The sequence below is a fragment of the Bacillus sp. RC251 genome (genome assembly GCF_044908765.1).
GTDB lineage: Bacteria > Bacillota > Bacilli > Bacillales > Bacillaceae_G > Bacillus_A > Bacillus_A wiedmannii.
On record NZ_JBIYDP010000001.1, the window covers coordinates 1,020,720 to 1,041,101 of the forward strand.

The window sequence follows — 20,382 nt, forward strand, 5'->3', positions numbered from 1 at the left end:
TATTGTTTTTAACTGAAATTTAAATTTCAAAGGGGGAGAAGAATTGGAGAGTAAGCATTTCAAGAGAGTTTTTAATATCCTTCTTGCACTTGTGCTAATTGTGCCGACATTTTTAGTGAGCATGATGGTGCCATTACATGTAGGAGCAAATGTGTCTAATCCATGGGTTACAATTTCATCTGGAGGAAACGAAATCAATGCAATAATAGAACAAAATGGGAAGTCCTATGTAAGGCTTGGAGCAGGTGCCGGAAATGATAATGGGGCTAAAGCTGCAATTTTTCAAGAACAAAATAAAATCGCTAAAGAATCGGGAACGATGGCGTATACCTTTACTCCAGAAACCAGTGGAGAAGATACTAGATTCGGTTTCTATCCTCACTATATTGACAATAATAACTTCGTTTTTGTAGGCTACGACTCACTTGGATGGTTCTATGAATACAAATATCAAGGAAAAGGTGATTGGTTAAAAACGAGACCGAATGTTTCACTTCCAGAGGCTGGGACCTCACATTCCATAAAAATTGATTATAACGCAACCACTTTGAATATTACATTAGATGGAAAAGATTTATTTGGACCGGTTACGTTGCCTAATGATGTAAAGAACCTCCTTACAGGTAAGGAAGCAGTTAAACTTGGTGCTTTTGGAGATAAAAAAAGTCAAGTCCTCATTGAATTAGGAGATGCACCTGAGGATGGAGGCACGAATCCAGGAGATGAAAAACTTGTCGACATTACGGATAATAAACTAGAAGAAGGCGACTTGAAAATTATCTCTGGCGACGGAAAAGTTACTTATAATGCAGATGGTTCAGCAACTTTTGGTGTTACATCTACCCAAAAAAATCGAATTGTCTACAACCAAATGAAAGGAATTAAAAATGGTGTTTTTGAAGCGGATGTTACTACTAATACTGATAAGATGAATCGCTTTGGATTCATTTATCGTGTTCAAAATGCATCTGCATACACTTATGTGGGAACAGGGGATACGAACGACCAGTATTTTGGTGAAACATTTGGACCTATAAACAATTGGACGTCGATGACTTCAAACGTGCCGTTAAAAGCAAAACAAACATACCATTTACGTTTAGTATTCATGGACGATGTTGCGACGTTATACATTGATGATAAAAAGGTAGACTCTTGGACTTTAACTGGTGGTGTAGATCAAGCGGGGGGACTAGGGTTTGAAAAAAGCCGAGGTGCTGCTGATATTACGATTTCTAATATCAAAATCAAAGAATATAGTGCGCCAAAACCTCCAGATACTCCACCAGTAGAAGATACATTAAAGTCAAAGTATATGGATGTTACAATTGATCAAGTATTTCCACGGGTTGTGAAATACAAAGTTGGCAATAAAGTAATGAATGGGCAAGAATCACCTGTGTACGGATTGAAAGTAAATGGTTCCTTATACTATCCTAAAGTAAGCTTTGAAAAGTTAAGCGATAGTGAAGTGCTATATACATTAAAAGTTGTGGATGAAATGAAAAACCTTGATGCTGTATTTAAAGTATCTTTGAAAGTAAATGATAATAAAGTTATTTATAGTTTCGATGAAATTAAAAATAATGGTAGTGCAAAAATTGAAACAGTTGAGTTTGCAGATATGAACGTTATCTCAGTAAATTCGGAGCAAAAAGGTGCAAAAGCTAAATTAACGAATATTAGTACTGATGTTAGGAAATCAGGAGATGTGGATGTAAGCATAGATTCTTCCATGGGAGAAATAGGTACATCTACTAAAAATTATACTGCATTTTTGTCAACTGACGAATTGAGTGCGGGTGTATGGTCCAGTTCAGAAGTGGATGGTTATAAAAACTTAGTTGCAAATCGATATGTAAATAAGAATGGTTCTAAGGCAATGGGGATAGGTTCTAGTGCACTCTATTACCAAAGAGATTTTATGCCAGAACCACAAAAAAATAAACCAACTATTAAAATAGCTATAGCTAAAGATTTGAATACTGATAATAAGACAGATTGGCAAGATGCGGCGATTGCATACCGTGATATTATGCAAGACATTAAAGGATATCAAGATGTAAACAATAATGTTGGAATGCGTATTGCAATGAATTTCGGATCACAAGCACAACAACCATTCTTAAAAACAGCAGATAATATTAAAAAGGTTGCTCTTGCTACAGATGAATTGGGGCAAGCTGTTTTATTAAAAGGATATGCAAACGAAGGACATGACAGTGGTCATCCGGATTATGGTAATGTAGGTGAGCGTATGGGTGGCGTGAAAGATTTGGATACGCTTATTAAAGAGGGGCATAAGTATAATACCCAATTTGGTGTCCATATCAATGCGCAGGAAGTTTATCCTGAAGCGAAAGCTTTCAAAAATGATTTTATTGATCGTCCAAATTCTTTAGGATGGGGATGGCTAGATCAATCTTATACAATTAATAAATTAAAAGATTTGTATACTGGAGCTCGTGCGAAAAGACTAGATGAATTGAAAGCTGCTGTTTCAGATCTTGACTTTATTTATTTAGATGTATGGTATCAAAATCAATGGGAATCAAATAGAATAGCAGATCAATTTAAAGATAGGGGCTGGAGACTAACAACGGAATTTGGTGGTTCTATGGCCAATTATTCAACGTGGCAACACTGGGCTACCGATAAAAACTACGGTGGACCGGAAAGCAAAGGTATCAACTCAGAAGTACTACGCTTTATTAGCAATCACCAAAGAGATTCTTGGGTGTTGAATTGGCCTGAAGTAGGAGGAACCGCTGATCATCCATTGCTTGGTGGATTTGAATTAGCTGGTTTCGAAGGGTGGCAATCTGATAAGAATTTTGATAATTTTATTCGCATGACATTTGATACGAATCTACCTACTAAATTCTTACAAAAATATTATGTAACGAATTGGACAGCTGTAGAAGGGGATAAAAGCAAGACAAACTTAGAAAAGGAAATAAAATTGAAAGACCCAAGTAATGGGGATGTTGTCGATGTAACTAGAAAAGACAATTCTAGGGAACGTGTGATTACACTGAATGGAAACGTTGTACTTGATGGACACACTTATTTAATTCCTTGGGTGAAACAAGACTTTAAAAATCCAACTTCTAATTCTGAAAAACTATATCATTGGAATTTGGAAGGTGGTACAACTACTTGGACACTTCCAGATGAATATAAAGATGCATCTAGTGTATATGTATACAAACTGACAGATCGTGGTAGAGCAGATATGAAAGAAGTCAAGGTCGTAAATAATAAGGTAACTTTGACAGTTAGTGCGGCAACACCTTATGTTGTTGTACCAAAAAGAGATAAAGGTTTGGAAATTCTTGATTATGATTGGAGCAAGGGTGCTCATATATATGACGCGGGATTCAATACAGGAAAAGTAAGTGCATATACAACTATTGAGGGGGATAACAAAGCTATAAGCGCCGTTAGAACGAATCAAACTGGAAGCAACCGCAATGTAAGTAGTGGAGATTACTACTTGAATATTGATAGTCCGTCAAAAGATACAACTGTTTCCCGTGTCCTTACTGGTTTGGAACCAGGTAAAGATTATGTAGCAGAGGTATATGTTGAAAACAATAGTGATGTAAAGGCCGGAATTACAGTAACAGGTGGGAAAGAAGACGTTAACAATTACACACTTCGAAGCCTGCAAAAGAACTATGTTAAGGCAGATTCACATGCCTCAAATGATGGATACAATAGCAAAATGCAAATCATGCAAGTGAGCTTTACAGCTGTAACGAATAAAGCTAAATTAACTCTCAGCCGTGATTCTGGAAAAGGAGACACAAAATTTGATGATATTCGGATCGTTCAAAAGTCCTTAAAAAATTATGTCTCACCGACAGAATTTAAACAAGATTTTGAAACGGTGGTACAAGGAATTTACCCATTCGTTATTGGTAACACAGAAGGGGTAGAAGACAACAGAATTCATTTGTCTGAATTGCATGCTCCATATACGCAAAAAGGATGGGCAGGCAAAAAATTAGTCGATGATGTATTAGGTGGGAATTGGTCTGTTAAAGTGAACACTGGAAACAAAGGTTTGCTGTACCGTACTATTCCTCAAAATTATCGTTTCGAACCTGGCGTAACTTATAAAGTATTATTTGACTATCAAACGACAGCAAATGCATTCCGCTTTATTTCAGGGGATCAAGAAATTGATGTTCGAGACATTGCGAGTGCAAAGGGATTGAGTGTGAATAACACTCTTACTGCATCTACTGACACAAAAACAGCAGAGTTTACTGTGACAGGTTCTGAGAACGGTCAAACTTATGTTGGGATTTTCAGTGATGGAACGAATTTAAACGGGGATACCGGAGCAGGTACGTTTATTTTAGATAATTTACGTATTGAAAAGGTGATTTCAGGGGGAGGGACAGAGAGGTAAAAATCTCTATTAAGTTAAAAGTAGTTTTATCGTTCGAGTAATATTGCGAATGAAAAGAGGGTAACCTAAAAGTAGCTGAGTAGCTATATGGGTTAACCTCTTTTTGATATAAGTATGTCACCACAACCAAATTACGGACAGAAAGGAACAATCCTCTTATATTTATAGAGTATAAAAAAAGAAGTTGTCTCCAAAAGATCATTTTTAAGGACCTTTTGGGACAACTTCTTTCAATATAAAGCAACGGATTCTATTTATTTGAAACTACTTCAATAACTAGATTATCAAGCATAATATCTTTATAACCGTTAAAGTTAGCTTGTGAGCCTTTCACACCGTTAGTATTAGCTGCTTTATTAGTGGAATAAATCCCAAACCAGCTTTGCCCCGATCCATCTCCTGTTAAAGTAAAGGAATATGTGCCAGCTTTTGCATTCTTATCACTACTTGCGGTTGATTTTAATTCCTCCTTAGTTAATACTCCTTTTTCTTCAAATGGAGCATTACCTGTCACAACTGCATACGTTCCATCACTACCTACCTCATAATCAAAAGTAATTTTATACGTTACTCCTGGTTTAAATGTGAAGTTCTGAGGGATAGTTTGGTACACAAGAGCATCACCTTCCGTTAATCCATTCGTTTTAAGTGACCATTTACCTGCGATAACATCATTTACTATTTTTTGATTCCAACCTCTTTGCGTATACGGTGCATGTAATTCAGACAGGTGGGTTCTATTATCTTCTACGCCTTCAATATTACCAATTACAAACGGATAGATGCCTTGTACAACATTTTCAAAGTCTTGTACGAATTTATTATTGCTTACTTGGTTTTCAGCATTACTTTCCACGATGCGAATATCATCAAAGTAACTTGCACCATTTCCAGCATCTCTAGATAAATCAATTGTTACATCGGATGTTTTTTTACCAGTTTCAAAAAATACATACATGTTTTGGAAGTAACTTGTTCCATCCACAGTTGAAGTCATTTGACCATCAGCTTTTGCTTGCTCTGAGCCTAATGTATTATGTGCGTATGCTCTTACATAGTTTTTAGCGATAGATTTACCAGTACTATTCGTATACTGTTTGTTGTTAGAAGTAATTGTGATGCTTGCTTGTGCTTCACTTCGGTTGTCTATACCAACATATGCAGCATACTTTGTATTAGGTTTTAGGTCTGTTAATTTTTGGGTAACATTTACTTTCTTTTTATTGTTGGAGATTGTTAGCATATTATTATTACCTTCACTCTTCGTAATCTGAACTGCTTTTGAGTCTCCTTTGATTTTCCAATCTTTTAGGGAATTACTGTTAAAGCCAGTATCTATAAGATGCATTCCTTCACTCCATTTAACATCTTTATTGGATTTTGGCCCTTTATAAATTACATATGCAGTAGATTTTTTTGCATCTAATGTGATTTTTCCATTTTCAATTTTAACATTTTTCATTTTCTCTTTACCTAATTCTGTTAACTCATACACTTTAACGGTACCTTGCCAACCAGTAGGGACAGTCCACGTTGTTTTTCCACCGTTTGTGTTCCAATGATATAATTTTTCATTATCTGCTGATAATTTTTTACCATTTTGATCCCAAGACCATGGGAATAAATACTTTTCGTCACCAGGTTTACCTTCAAATATTTGCTTGCCATTTAATGTCATAGTTCTCGTTCGATAGCCATCTTTATCATTTGCAAAATCATTTGATTTTCTTTCAATTGTAAGTGTATTTTCACTAGATTCGTCTTTTAATACTGTCTTCATACCTGGTACCCAGTTGTAAGTTTGTTGTTTATCATCTATCATTTCAACTGCTTTTCCATTTTCCCACTGTGTTACTTTATAATGTTGAATGAATTTGCTTGGAACATTCACCGCAAATAAGTTATCAATATACGCTTTGTAGTCACTTCTACCTTGCCAACCTTCAAAGTCTTTCATACTGTATCCACCTAATAATGGAGCATCTGCGTCGCCTCCATACTTAGGATAGTTACCAATCCATGCATCTTTTTGATGGTTTTTAATGAAACGAGTGATAGTACTATTGATACCTTTTAAGGTATACCCGCCGTAAGTCAAATCGGCTGCCCAGTGTTGGAATGTGGAATCGTACTCGTTCGCATATCCCCACTCACTGCCTAAGCGCCAACCTAAACTGTTTATTTCTTTACTTAATTGACGGCTCGGCCATGTACTATTATCACCTGACTGTCCATTACCCCAAACGTCTACATAAATAAAATCTAATTCATTCTTCTTGCCACCAAGAGCATCATATAAATCTTTGAATCGTTGTGCTCGGCCATTTCTTAAATCATAATCAGCATTAATGTTTATTCCTTGATCGATCCAGTTCCAACCATACTTATAAGTTCCATCTGGATTTTTTAATAAACGATCTTCTTGGAAGTATTTTGACTCTGGATACGTTTCACTTGCATTCACATGAACACCAAAAGTTGCCCCATATTCTTTACCCCTCGTTAGCAATGTTTTCATGTCCTTTGCACCGCCAATTCGGGTTCCAATGTCAGCATAATTTAAATGACCAGAATCATGCCCTTCACTACCATAACCTTTTAGTAGAATAGATTGCCCTAGTCCATCAGTATTTAGGTGAAATTTTTTCACTCCGTCTAAAGCCATTAAGAAAGGGTTTTGGGCTTGACTGCCAAAGTTCATGTTCACACGGTAACCAACTAGGTCTGGAACTTTTTCTGCTCCTAGAGGTTCGTTCATAATTTTCCTATAAGCAATTGCTCCGTCTTGCCAGTTTATTTTTTTATCATCATTAGCGTCAGCAGTAATGATAACCTTCACAGACGGCATTTCATCTACCTTATTAACTGTCCCGTTCTTTAGCTCTAGAGTGCCATCTTCTTTACGATGTTCTTCTGACTTTTGATACGTCCAGAATGTACTACTTAGACCAATTGTTTTTTTTCCTGCACTATTAGTCGTAGCATTTGCCGTAATTCTTTGAGCATCAGTCTTTGCAGCATAAGAATCTGGAGCTAATTTTTTTACTAAACTATTCTCCGTATTAGACCATATACTTGCACTCAATTCATCAGTAGAAAGAAAAGTATACATATATCCTTCTTGCTCTTCATCTTTCGTATTTAAATTTTCATCAACCTTTACTTGTCTGTCACCATTGATATGTGTATTTGTTGACATCTGTACACCGTCTAGCACTGCATCTTTTTGACTGTTATTTACAGAAATTAAATTATGATTTGGAATTTCAATAGTTTTTACAATTTTGTTGTCGACGATCTTTGTAATATTGAATTCTAATATATTTTCTTTAACAACGAACTCAGCAGTAATAACCGCAGAAATATTGTTATTAGTGTCTATTACCGTCATTTCATATACAACTTTATCTGATAAAACTTTTGCTTTGACTTTTGGTTTTACTGCTACGTCATTAATAAGGATTGTATCTAATGCCTCAGTCTGTCCGTAAAAAGTCTTTCCTGCATCATTTCCAGATTTTAAATCGTATTGAATGACTCTTGGAAAATTCACATCAACAAGAACGTTCATTTGATTAGATGAAATAACCGCATTTGGACTTTGAGAAATAATTTGATTTTCAGCTTGTATAGTATCCGTGGTGCTCTCAGCTTGGATTAGGTAACCATTTGTAAAACAAGTAGAACCTACGACACAACCCGATACAAGTGTTGCGATCGTCCTCCTGAATTTCTTTTTTGATTTTTTCATATGTACCCCCTCGTTTTCGATTTTGGCACTTTTGATATTGATGGTTCTTCACAGGTATAGATCACTTTTTGGCCTTTTAAACTTAATATTTTGATAGAATGTAAAGCTTGTATAGTAGTTGAGAATCTATTAAAACCAGAAGTAGTTTCTAGTATCTATCTGTACCCATAGATTACTTTTTGTGAAGCGCTTACACAAGAGAGATATTGCTCTGTTTTTTAGAAATATTGTTTTTTGTAATGTTGAAAATAAGATAAATAAAAAATAATTCTGGCTTATAAAGATAGGATTATTTTATTTGAGAAGCTCATTAAAAATTAAACGGCGGCGATACTGGAGCAGATGCGTTTATTATTGAAAAGCTACATTCAGGAGAGGGACACAGAGATACAGATTAGGGTTTAAGATAAAGGTAGTTTTATATTCTGTGTATTATTGCGTTTATTAAATCGTCAGAAATTGTTCTTCAAAAAATGTACCTTTTTATGTTTTTAGTGAGATGTTAAAAGTGAAAAGCAAGATGTATAAAAAATACGACAAGATGTTGATTGTAGAAGTGTTTTTACATACGTATAATGTAACAAAATAGCTTACTAAACGGGCGATTCAAGTATGCTAATAGTTTCTTCGGAGAAAGCAAAACGTAAATTAGAATGGTGGTTATCCTATACGTCTGTTCATAAAATGATAAAAGGTACATAGAACTTGCATCGTAACAACGTAAACCGCTATAAGGTTAGAGGAGGTATATACTGATGATATATCAAGCTATTCAGCAGTTAATTGATCGTGCTATTGAAGTTCAATTAATTGAAAAAGAAGATGAAATATATACAAGGAATCAAATCCTTTCCTTACTTCGTTTAGATGACTTTATAGTGGAAGCGTCAGCGCCCGCACCTGCAAAGAAAGCAATTTCAGAGTTATTGGAAGAGTTAATTGAATATGCTTGTATGCATAAAGTCATTGAGTCAGTAATGGACGAGAGGGAAATCTTAGCAAGTGCAATTATGGATGTTTTTATGTCCAAACCGACTGTTATTAATACTCTATTTTATAAAAAATTCGAACAAAATCCGAAGGCTGCGACAAATTACTTCTATGAATTAAGTAAAAACAGCAACTATATACAAATGAAGCAAATTGCCAAAAATATAAATTATAAAGTAAATACGGAATATGGTGCCATTGATATAACAATTAATTTATCAAAACCGGAAAAAGACCCGAAACAAATTGCTAGAGAGAGAGTACTGGAAAGTACAAATTATCCAAAATGTTTACTTTGTATTGAGAATGAAGGATATAGAGGCAGAACTGGACATCCAGCACGATCGAATCATCGTATGATCCGGATGAATCTTACAGATGAAAGCTGGTTTCTACAGTATTCTCCGTATATATACTTCAATGAACACTGCATTGTATTGTCCTCAGAACATCGAGATATGAAAATTGACCGTCAAACATTTTTACGTTTGTTAAAATTTGTAGGAAAATTCCCACATTATTTCCTTGGGTCCAATGCAGATTTGCCAATTGTAGGAGGGTCTATTCTAACACATGACCACTATCAAGGTGGAAACTATGAATTTGCTATGGCAAATGCATCAAACGACCTAATTTTTGAACTAACTAACTTTCCAGAAATGCAATGTTCTATTATTAAATGGCCTATGTCAGTTATTCGCTTAAGAAGTAAAGACATAGAACAAATAGTAAATGCAGGGGAGTACATATTAGATAGGTGGAAGGAATATAGTGATCCGTCTGTTAATATATTTGCATTTACGAATGTTGTTCCACATAATACGATTACGCCGATTGCCCGTTACCGGAATGGTATGTATGAATTGGACCTTGTTTTGCGAAACAATCGTACAAGTGAAGAACATCCGCTAGGTATTTTCCACCCTCATGCGGAAATACAACATATTAAAAAGGAAAATATCGGTCTAATTGAAGTAATGGGGTTAGCTGTACTTCCGGCGCGTTTAAAAACAGAACTTCAGGAAGTGGAAAAATTCTTACTTAACATTCCAAGTGATATTCCAACGCTTCATATACGATGGGCAGAACAATTAAAAATCAAATATGACAATCGGATACATGAACAAAATGTACAGGAGATAGTAAGAGCAGAATTAGGAAAGAAATTTATACAGGCGCTTGAAGATGCTGGCGTTTTTAAACGAGATGACGAAGGGATATCGGCGTTTAAACGTTTTATTCAGACCTTACATTAGGAATGGACTTAGTAGTGTTATTGATTACAAAATGACCTAATTATATGATAGGGGAGGTAATTAGATGGGGAAGTGTGAGCATAAGCAACTACAGGAATTGAAACAGATAGGCGGCCCTATATTAATGATGTGTATAAAATGTAATCAAATAATTAAAGTGTCCAAAGGATCCATTACAAAAATAAAGTAAGAAAGAATGACACGCATATCTTCTTAGTGTGTGATGAACAAATTCCCGATTGATTCAAGTTGCTAAAAGAATAGCAAAAATAAAAAACATCTCATAAGAATATGAGATGTTTTTTAGTATGGTTCTGTTGCATGTAATACGACGTCTAATAAACCGGGGAATCTAGCATGCAAGTCATCTTCACGAATTGAAATGAAACGCTGTGTTCCTTCAAGGCGTGTATACATAACACCGGATTCACGTAAAACCTTGAAATGGTGAGATAAAGTTGATTTCGCAATGGGAATGTTTAACGCACCACAAGATTGTTCATGTTTTTCTAGTAGCATTGTTACAATTTGTAAACGAATTTGATCGCTAAGTGCGTATAAGACTGAAGAGAATTGAATTTCTTCACGGTTTGGATGATAAAGAGTACGCATTTTTTTCACCTACTTGTATCAGTTAATATAGTTTGCACTATAACATATAAAGTGGTATATTTCTATCGTTCGAATATATTCGAACAATAGAAATATAGGGGGAGAAAAAATGAAGTATACAAAATTACAAAAGGCAGGACTACATATTTCAAAGTTGGGGTTAGGAACAAACGCTGTAGGGGGGCATAATTTATATGCTGATGTGAATGAGGAAGAAGGAAAACGATTAATAGAAGAAGCTATCCAGCAAGGGATTACATTTTTTGATACAGCAGATTCATACGGTTTCGGTAGATCAGAGGAATTGGTAGGAGAAGTATTGAAAAGAAAACGCCAAGAAGTTGTACTTGCTACAAAAGGTGGCATACAACCATTATTAAATGGAGAGGTTTATATTAATAATGAACGAAGCTATTTAAGAAATGCTGTGGAAAATAGCTTAAGAAGATTACAAACTGATTATATTGATTTATATTATTTACATTTTACAAATCCAGAAATAAGTTACATAGATTCAATTGGTGAGCTTGCTCGTCTAAAAGAAGAAGGGAGAATTCGTTCAATAGGAATATCAAACATTAACGTAGAGCAATTAAAAGAAGCGAATCAGCATGGACAGATAGATGTTGTACAATCACCGTATAATATGTTGGATCGTACTGCTGGAGAAGAACTTTTGCCGTATTGTATAGAATCAGGTATTTCATTTATACCATACGGGCCTCTTGCTTTTGGGATACTAGGTGGAAAATATACAGAAGATTTTAAATTAAACGAAGGCGATTGGCGTCAAAGTGTAAATCTATTTGAAGAAAATACATATAAGAGTAACTTTAAAAAAGTTGAGAAGTTAAAAGGTTTAGCTAAAGAAATGAATCTTGAAGTATCACATTTAGCTTTAGCATGGCTATTAAATAAAAAAGGAATTGATACTGTTATTCCTGGTGGGAAACGAGCGGAGCAAATAAGAGAAAGTGTAAGAGCTGTGGAAGTTTCATTGAATGAGAAGGTGATGAAAGAGATTGAAGCTATTTTAGAAGCTTAATTGAGAAGAGGGGTGTTCCCTCTTTTTATCCCGCATTAACGTGCAGTAAGGCCCCCACCTCAAAATTTAGCGGGAGCAAAGAAGTTAGGTGGGGAATCAACTGCCCGTAAAAGCCCGATTGGTGAGGGCTGATAATCAGTGGGCGATGAACAAAACCCCCACTGATTAAAGTTTCACTTTATATAAAAGGAGAAGGTTTAGATGAAAAGAGTACTAGCTGTATTCTTTACAACCATGTTTATGATCGGTACGGATACTTTCTTAATTTCACCACTTTTACCGATATTACAACAGGTGTATCATGTTTCAACTGAGCTGTCAGGGTGGATGGTGAGCTCATATGCTTTAGGATACGCTGGATTTGCGCTTATTGCTGGTCCTATATCAGATGGCTTAAACAGAAAAAAAGTAATGGTAATAGGAATGAGTTTTTTTGCGTTAAGTACGTTTTTATGTGGAATGGCACCGAGTTTTCTATGGATGCTAGCATTTAGATTTTTAGCAGGTGTAAGTGCAGCTTTTGTATCTCCACAAGTGTGGGCATCTATTCCGCTCCTTATAGAGAAGGAGGGAATTGTAAAGGCAATTGGAATTGCAACAGCAGGGTTAGCAATCTCTCAAATTTTAGGGTTGCCAGTTGGATCGTATTTGGCAATGATACACTATACAACACCATTCTTCATCATTGGTATATTATCAGCACTACTTGTAATTCTTATCTATGTAGTATTACCAGAAATAAAACCGGTTCATATAGGTGGAAGTAAAACAAACATCTTAAAGCGCTATAAACAATTACTTACAGATTCAAAGGTTTCAATTTCTTATTTTGCATATTTTGTTTTTCAAACTGGTAATTTTGCTGCATTTTCATTTTTGGGTGTATGGCTTTCCATTCAATTTGGCTTACAAGTTCATGAAGTAGGTACAGCTATGCTCGTATTAGGACTAGGAAATTTAACTGGTAATATTTTTGGCCCTAGAATCGTAAATAAAATTGGTTATAACCTTTCTTTCTATGGTGGAATTATATTTACAGCAGTGCTATATGTATTACTTCCTCATGTAAAGAACATCGTATTGATGGAGTTATTGTTCTTTGTTTTGTTTTTTGTGACAGGAATTTTGTTTGTATTAATGATGAGGCACTTACAAAACATATCTAGTGTAGCAAGAGGAACAGGAGCCGCGCTTGCTAATGCTTCTATGTATATTGGTCAAATGATTGGAGCTGCAATAGCAGGACTGCTATTTGCAGCATCTCACAATTTTATACTCATAGGTAGTTTTACTGCGTTACTATATATAGGAGCTTTATTTTTGTTTAGAAAAAGTGAAAAGCTTAATGAAGATAGTGAAACAGGAATTGCATCATAAAGTCTGTATAAATATTTTGCAAATCAGAATTAATAAGAGTGTGAATACATGAATGTGCTATTAATTACAGTGGTTACTAAAAGTATAGAAATAGTAGTAGAAATGTATTGTAACAAAGTTATGAGGAATTCAAAAATAAAAAATCCCTACAAAGATAGGGATTTATATATCGGCATATAGTTCCTTGGAAAAGGATATATGTAGTTTAACATATAGGACTACTTATATTTGTGAAATAGATGTGAAAGTAATGTGAAAAATGCTGAAAGAAAAAACTATTTAAATAGAGGATAATTTAGATTAGGATATGGATTTTACATAAATGCTGTGTTATATTTCTACTTATCTGTTAATAATTACATGTTTTAATTTTATTGGGGATAAAAGGGAGGGATTTAAATGCAATGGTATTTGAAAGCTCTAAAGAATTATGGGAATTTTAGTGGTAGAGCTACGCGAAAAGAGTACTGGACTTTTAGTTTATCGAATATCGTAATTTTTTGGTTACTGTTATTTTTATCATCATTTTCAGAGGTGTTAGTTGCTATTATTGCGTTGCTATTTATGTTAGTAATGATTATACCAAGTTTTTCGGTTGGTGCACGACGATTGCATGATATTGGGAAAACAGGATGGTGGCAACTATTAAATTTCGTACCGTTTGGTAGCGTTGTTTTACTTGTATTTTTTATCATTGAAAGTGAAGAAAATGACAATCAATACGGACCAAATCCGCATTCAGATTTAAAAGAAGCGATTTAATAAACCTATTATTAAAATGGTGTGCACGGGCTAATATTATTAAGTTGATCTCTAGGCCTATTTGACTTTTGAAACTGTAAAAATGGGAAGAATAAAGGCAGAGAGAATATAGCATGGCAAGAAGAAAAAATTCTAAATAAAAAGCACTGTTTTAGCTAATGTAACTAAAACAGTGCTTTTCTTTTTGATTGAACAGTTGCTGCATTTTCATCATGTATGCCTGCATCTTTAATAATTCGTTGTTTTGCTGTATTTAATAGATGGTTGACTGCTTCTCCAAAATAATTAGCTTCGCTTTTTGTGCGGGCTTCTCGTAAACATTTATAGTTTTCTAGCAGTTCCTCTTTTTCAGTGTTTGTTAAGAAATCTTCTATTTTCTTTTTTGTCATACGAAACACCCTTTCTTCTGACAAACGACGCAATAGAAAATATTTATTGTTTATTATAGCAATAATTTTTAAAAAAAGTATAGACTAACGTCGTAATAATTTGTCAATTTCTTGAATCTTCTCATCAGCTTTCCCAATTTGTGTATTTTTAGCCTGTTCACCACCAAGCGCTTGGTGCAGTAAGAAAGTCTGACCGGAAATGGCAGTCACAATGGATACTTTAATAATTTCTTTTATTAAGGTGACATCGAATAGAACGAGTCCAAGAAGTGCAGCTAGACTACCAGTAAAAATATCAGTCAAAAATCCAAAGTGAAAAAAAGTTTTCAAACGGCGTGGAAGCAATAACTTACCTTGGTTATTGATTAGATGGGAAACGAAGCCAGTAATGCCACCAACAAGAACTGCAGTTAGCCATTGATACATTTCCATCGAATCCACTCCTTTTAGTGAATAAGATTCGATTATTTTATATTGATTCCTTTTAATATTTCATAGAAGCATATTGAGAAAGTTTGTTTGGTTTTTTACTGTATTCAAATTAATTATAACAGAAAAATCTGATATATTTCAGTCTATTATATGAAGAGGTTATTCCTTAATATGAATGTAGAAAGGGTGTGTGATATGAATATAGATTATCGAATAAGAAGTGTGGATGGTTATACAAAAAATATAGGGGAATTAGTAAGCATGCTGGAGCATACGAGGTCTGTAACATTACAGGAAATACAAGATCTATCAGTTGAGCAATTAGATTTCATTATGCCGAGTGGAGGAAATTCCATCGGAGCGTTACTAAAGCATATAGCAGCTATAGAAAAAGCTCATCAACTTATTTCATTTCAAGATCGTGACTTTACAAAAGAAGAATTAAAAATATGGGAAGACGCACTGTATTTAGGGGAAGCGGGGAGAACAATCCGTGGTCATGACATACAGTATTATGAACAACTTCTACAAAGTGTTCGAGAAGAATCGTTGAAGTATTTGAGTGAACAAGATGATGAATGGCTTATGTCAGAAAGAAAGTGGCCTAACGATGTAGCGTATAACCAGCACTATCTGTGGTTTCATGTGCTAGAAGATGAGATTAATCACCGTGGACAAATTAGAATGATGAAAAATAAATTATTTGAAAATTACGTTAAATAAGGTAGCTTTTTAAATGAATATTCCATATAATGAGAGTAATTAAAATGAGAACGGGGTGATGTATTATGGCGAAAATAACTTATATTAATAAACCAAATACAAAGGTGGATGGAAAGGGCGAGACTGTATAAGTTAGCGCACGATCCTTCCGCTTAGCTTAAACTAGGGAGGATATCAATTTGAATCAAAATATTTTAGAATCGTTCGGCTGGGATTCTTTTTTTGAGGAACAAGCTGTAGAGAACTTTGAAGTAGGGCGTATTTTACTTGAGCATAAGCATATATATCGAATTATTTGTAATGATGGTGAATATATGGCAGAGCTGTCTGGAAAGTTTCGACATGAAGCGGTAACGAAGGGAGATTATCCAGCTGTAGGTGATTGGGTGTATATAAAGAAAATAGAGAATGAAAAGAAAGCAATTATTCATCGTATTTTTCCAAGAAGAAGTTCTTTTTCTAGACAAGAGGCTGGTACTCGAACGGAAGAACAAGTAATAGCAGCAAATGTAGATTATCTATTTTTAGTGAATGCACTTAACCATGATTTTAACGTAAGAAGAATGGAGCGCTATTTACTATTAGCGTATGAAAGTGGTGCGATGCCTGTTATTGTTTTAACAAAGAGTAGCTTATGTGAAGATGTGGAACAGAAAATTGTTGAAACGGAAGCTGTGGCAATTGGTGTTCCGATCTTCGTCGTTGATAGTTTAGAACATAATGGTATCGAATCGTTGCAGCAATTTGTTTCTTCAGGAAAAACAATTGCTCTAGTCGGATCATCTGGGGTTGGAAAATCCACTTTGTTAAATGCACTGATAGGTATTGAAGTAGCAAAAACGGGTGATATTCGTGAGGAAGATAGTAAAGGAAGACATACGACAACCCATCGTGAATTGTTCCGATTACCGAGTGGTAGTTTAGTTATTGATACTCCTGGTATGAGGGAGCTACAGCTTTGGGAAGGAAACGATGCAATTCAAACAACATTTTCTGATATTGAAGAACTAGCAAAAACGTGCCGTTTTAGGGATTGTAAACATGAAAATGAGCCAGGGTGCGCAGTGCATAATGCAATTGATAACGGAATTATTACGATAAATCGTTTGCAAAGCTATAAAAAATTACAAAGAGAACTGGCGTATTTTATGAGAAAACAAGATGCTATTCTTGCGAGAGCAGAGCGTGATAAGTGGAAAAAGATTTCTAAACAGCATAAAAAAATATGAAAAGCCAAAGGGTGGTTCCCTTTGGCTTTTTTTGCATTTGTAAATTTTATAATAATATTATTCAAATATATAGACAAAGGGAATTTAATTGTTTAAACTTTACAAAGTATTCATCGTAATAGATTATGAAAATAATAATTTAGGGATGGGAAATGTTTACAACTCGCTAGATTTAACTATTGAAATTGAAAAGCAGGAGGTTTGTAATGGGTAGACTATTAAATTTGTTTCGTGATATGAAAGTAGCAAAAAAACTACTAATTTCATTTTTTGTTATTTTAATTGCGGCTGTCTCTATTATCGGAGGCATGTCTTATCAAACAGCTAAAAAGAATTTTGAATCACAAATTACGAGCAGTGCTCACGACAATATAAAAATATTAGATAATTTAATCAATCAAATGATTGAGGCGAAATTTAATGATGTAAATAATTTTGCACGTGTGATTCAAGGTAATATGTATCAAGGGGATAATCAAGATGAATTAAGAAAAATGTTATCTCAATATATCAATTTAAATAAAGATGTTGAACAAGTTTATGTTGCCGGGAATGATAAGAAATTTGTACAAGAACCAAATATACAAATGGCAGCAGACTATGATCCAACAGAACGTTCTTGGTATAAAGATGCAGTGGCAAAACAAGGTGGTATTGTCGTTACTGAGCCGTATAAGGCGCAAGGAAATGGACATATTGTCGTAACGATTGCAAAACAAGCAGAAGATAAAAACGGTGTTGTAGCAATAGATTTAAGTTTAGATAATTTATTAAAAACAACAAAGTTAATCAATATCGGTAAAAAGGGATATGCTTTCATTTTAGATGGAAAACAAAAAATAATTGCACATCCTCAAGAAAAATCTGGGGAAAAAGCAGCTGATTCTTGGGCGAAGAAAATTTATGAGGATAACCATGGTGCTTTTTCATATATGTATGATGGCAGCGAAAAACAAATGGTATTTGCTACAAATGTAAAAACAGGTTGGAAAATCGGTGGAACGATGTACTCAAATGAAATAATTGAAGCTGCGCAGCCTGTATTTTATAATATGTTAATTGTTATGTTCATTTCATTAGTTATAGGCGGAGCACTTATTTATTTTGTGACACTTTCTATAACGAAGCCATTAAAAAGATTAGTTGCCACTTCTAAAGAAATAAGTGAGGGAGATTTAACGCAAACAATCGAGATTCATTCTAATGATGAAATTGGCCAACTTGCAAAAGGATTCAATGAGATGACAGATGCATTGCGAACGTTAATTGGAAGAATTAATACTTCGGCTGGACATGTTGCAGCAGCATCAGAAGAGCTAACGGCAAGTGTAAGACAAGCGAGTGAAGCAACTGAGCAAATTACAATGGCAATGGATGAAATATCGAGCGGGGCAACAACGCAAACAACGAGCGTAGAAAATGGTGCAATGTTATTATTTGATGTAACAGAAGGAATTCAGCATGTAGCAAAAAGTTCATCATCAATTAATACGGCTTCTGCTCATACTCGTGAAAAAGCAGAAGATGGTGGGAAACTAGTAGGAAAAACAGTAAATCAAATGCAGTCTATTGCAGAATCTGTTTCACAATCAGATGAAGTTATACAGTTGCTAAATAATAAATCAAAACAAATTGGTGACATACTAGAAGTCATTCAAAATATTGCAGATCAAACGAATCTTCTAGCTTTGAATGCGGCAATTGAAGCTGCAAGAGCAGGAGAGCACGGAAGAGGATTTGCAATCGTTGCAGATGAAGTACGTAAATTGGCGGAGAAGTCTAGTGTATCTTCTAGTGAAATTAGTAAATTAATATGTGAAATACAAGATGACATGAGTAAGACGGTAAAATCTATGGGGCATGTAAATGAAGAAGTTCAATCTGGACTTGTTATTGCGAATGAAACGAAGCAAAACTTTACTGAGATTTTACTATCTACAAATGAAATTGCAGATCAAATTAAAACGATGGTTGAAACGGCTAATGGGATGTCAAAAGGTGCAAATGAAGTGTCTATTTCAGTAGGTCAAATTGCAATGACAGCACAGAACAATGCGACGAGTACTCAAAACGTTGCAGCATCAGCAGAAGAACAACTAGCGTCCATTGAGGAGATTAGTTCGGCGGCTGGTACATTATCTCAAATGGCTGAAGAGTTACAAGGGTTAATTGAAAGATTTAAAGTTTAACAGAGGACAGACTATCTCCAAAATAGCAGTATGCTATTGGAGTAGTCTGTTTTTATTATGTAAAATGAAATGAGATTGAGAGTATCTTTATAATATTTAAAGGTATATTTTGTATGATATTTGTCGGAAAATAGAGGTATTTGTTTGCTTTGTGTATAATTATAATCGTATAAAATGCAAATAAAGGAGATTACTATGGGAGTTTATTGGGGTACCAAAAGACATTCTTGGCTTAGTTATGTCTCATTTTGGTTAAGTATTTCATTTTTTATTGTCTTTCTAATTGAAGTGTTTATTTTAAAAACACTTTCGAATAGTTCGGTGCAAATTGTTAAATATTTTTATTTTATACTTGTACCAGTAAACATCTTTCTTAGTTTAAAGTTACTCTTTAAGAAGAATGAAAAGAAAGCATTACCTATTTTTAGTTTCATTGTATCATTATTATTTACAATTTTAATACTAGTATTAGCGTTAGTAGCTACGGGGAAATTCTTTTAAGGGGAGTGATAAAAGTCACTCTTCTTTTTTGTTATTGTAAGGAAATACTAAGCGGAGGATGGACAAAGAGTGCATTTACTTATGTTTGATATGCTTGGAAAGCGTTAGAAGCATATTAAGAAATATAATGAGAGACAATTCATATAATAATGAAGAGAATCAGGTGTTTTACATGCAATTATGAAGCAAATGAATACGGTAAAAACGACGATATATGGTACAATACATATGGATAGTGATAGAGATAAAGGGTATATAAAATACTCATCGTTTTTTAGTAAGAGAGGGGTTATCTTATGCTATACGAGGATTTGATGACATTATTTCAAGCAGCTCCGAAAGAAGAAGGTAGAGGCGGCTGGAAATATATAATCCAGGAACGAAATGATAAATATGAAATTGTTGATGAACTGTTGAAAAATCAAACGAGTGTTGAATTGTATTTTAATGAATATGATGAGGTGAAAATCACTTTATATAAAGATGGAATGCCTATTTCTACTATGCAAAGAATTGCGATTTCAAAAGTTGAATTAGACGAAGACGAAGAGGAAGAAGGAATTCAATTCGTTTTAGAACGTATGCCTAGTCGGATGATTCGGTTGCAATTAAAGCCATATTTAGCACTCGAAATGGGGCCGTACTGGGAAGTATGCGATGATTGTGAATGAACATAAAAGAAGCATCCAATAACATGGATGCTTCT

At 34.6% G+C, this 20,382-nt stretch carries 14 protein-coding genes and 1 pseudogene; 11 read left to right on the forward strand and 4 right to left on the reverse strand.

What is annotated here, in order from left to right:
* The first annotated feature begins 43 nt into the window (after positions 1–43).
* Positions 44–4,420 carry an endo-alpha-N-acetylgalactosaminidase family protein gene (locus ABH961_RS05190; RefSeq protein WP_404518994.1) on the forward strand — a complete coding sequence of 1,459 codons (4,377 nt, stop codon included), beginning with the start codon at positions 44–46 and terminating at the stop codon, positions 4,418–4,420.
* Between the two features lie 250 nt (positions 4,421–4,670).
* Here ABH961_RS05190 and ABH961_RS05195 read toward each other — a convergent pair whose 3' ends face one another.
* Positions 4,671–8,171, reverse strand: coding sequence for an endo-alpha-N-acetylgalactosaminidase family protein (locus tag ABH961_RS05195; protein ID WP_404518996.1), 3,501 nt, complete (start codon positions 8,169–8,171; stop codon positions 4,671–4,673).
* 755 nt (positions 8,172–8,926) lie between these two features.
* Here ABH961_RS05195 and galT point away from each other — a divergent pair.
* Positions 8,927–10,417 carry a UDP-glucose--hexose-1-phosphate uridylyltransferase gene (gene galT / locus ABH961_RS05200; RefSeq protein WP_098847335.1) on the forward strand — a complete coding sequence of 497 codons (1,491 nt, stop codon included), beginning with the start codon at positions 8,927–8,929 and terminating at the stop codon, positions 10,415–10,417.
* 303 nt (positions 10,418–10,720) lie between these two features.
* On the opposite strand, the gene ABH961_RS05205 is transcribed toward galT, so the two are convergent.
* Positions 10,721–11,029 (reverse strand): ArsR/SmtB family transcription factor, encoded by a 309-nt coding sequence (locus ABH961_RS05205; RefSeq protein ID WP_001259913.1) that lies wholly within the window; start codon positions 11,027–11,029, stop codon positions 10,721–10,723.
* Between the two features lie 109 nt (positions 11,030–11,138).
* Here ABH961_RS05205 and ABH961_RS05210 point away from each other — a divergent pair, with 109 nt between their 5' ends.
* The 4 genes and pseudogenes from ABH961_RS05210 to ABH961_RS05225 all read left to right on the forward strand — a co-directional run bounded on the left by ABH961_RS05210 (position 11,139) and on the right by ABH961_RS05225 (position 14,213).
* A complete protein-coding gene (locus tag ABH961_RS05210; RefSeq protein ID WP_098079485.1) occupies positions 11,139–12,074 on the forward strand; it encodes an aldo/keto reductase in 936 nt (311 codons plus the stop codon).
* Between the two features lie 201 nt (positions 12,075–12,275).
* Positions 12,276–13,451 carry an MFS transporter gene (locus ABH961_RS05215; RefSeq protein WP_098079487.1) on the forward strand — a complete coding sequence of 392 codons (1,176 nt, stop codon included), beginning with the start codon at positions 12,276–12,278 and terminating at the stop codon, positions 13,449–13,451.
* Positions 13,452–13,499: 48 nt separating this feature from the next.
* A pseudogene (locus ABH961_RS05220) lies at positions 13,500–13,707 on the forward strand (hypothetical protein).
* Positions 13,708–13,850: 143 nt separating this feature from the next.
* The gene (locus ABH961_RS05225; RefSeq protein WP_001198797.1) at positions 13,851–14,213 is read left to right on the forward strand and encodes a DUF805 domain-containing protein; all 363 of its coding nucleotides are present in this window, start codon (positions 13,851–13,853) and stop codon (positions 14,211–14,213) included.
* A 164-nt stretch (positions 14,214–14,377) separates the two neighbouring features.
* Here ABH961_RS05225 and ABH961_RS05230 read toward each other — a convergent pair whose 3' ends face one another.
* Together ABH961_RS05230 and ABH961_RS05235 are read right to left on the reverse strand one after the other, a co-directional pair.
* Positions 14,378–14,602 carry a hypothetical protein gene (locus ABH961_RS05230; protein ID WP_048543166.1) on the reverse strand — a complete coding sequence of 75 codons (225 nt, stop codon included), beginning with the start codon at positions 14,600–14,602 and terminating at the stop codon, positions 14,378–14,380.
* A gap of 84 nt (positions 14,603–14,686) precedes the next feature.
* Positions 14,687–15,034: a DUF4257 domain-containing protein gene (locus ABH961_RS05235; protein WP_000426320.1), complete on the reverse strand. Its 348-nt coding sequence runs from the start codon at positions 15,032–15,034 to the stop codon at positions 14,687–14,689.
* A gap of 195 nt (positions 15,035–15,229) precedes the next feature.
* Here ABH961_RS05235 and ABH961_RS05240 point away from each other — a divergent pair, with 195 nt between their 5' ends.
* From ABH961_RS05240 to ABH961_RS05260, 5 genes are all read left to right on the forward strand, one after another.
* Positions 15,230–15,757: a DinB family protein gene (locus tag ABH961_RS05240; RefSeq protein ID WP_048543587.1), complete on the forward strand. Its 528-nt coding sequence runs from the start codon at positions 15,230–15,232 to the stop codon at positions 15,755–15,757.
* 179 nt (positions 15,758–15,936) lie between these two features.
* Positions 15,937–16,986 (forward strand): ribosome small subunit-dependent GTPase A, encoded by a 1,050-nt coding sequence (gene rsgA / locus ABH961_RS05245; protein ID WP_098049210.1) that lies wholly within the window; start codon positions 15,937–15,939, stop codon positions 16,984–16,986.
* Positions 16,987–17,192: 206 nt separating this feature from the next.
* Positions 17,193–19,175 (forward strand): HAMP domain-containing methyl-accepting chemotaxis protein, encoded by a 1,983-nt coding sequence (locus tag ABH961_RS05250; RefSeq protein WP_048543162.1) that lies wholly within the window; start codon positions 17,193–17,195, stop codon positions 19,173–19,175.
* A gap of 195 nt (positions 19,176–19,370) precedes the next feature.
* Positions 19,371–19,676, forward strand: coding sequence for a hypothetical protein (locus tag ABH961_RS05255; protein WP_000539573.1), 306 nt, complete (start codon positions 19,371–19,373; stop codon positions 19,674–19,676).
* A gap of 296 nt (positions 19,677–19,972) precedes the next feature.
* A complete protein-coding gene (locus tag ABH961_RS05260) occupies positions 19,973–20,347 on the forward strand; it encodes a DUF3979 family protein (protein WP_404519000.1) in 375 nt (124 codons plus the stop codon).
* Positions 20,348–20,382: the final 35 nt, after the last annotated feature.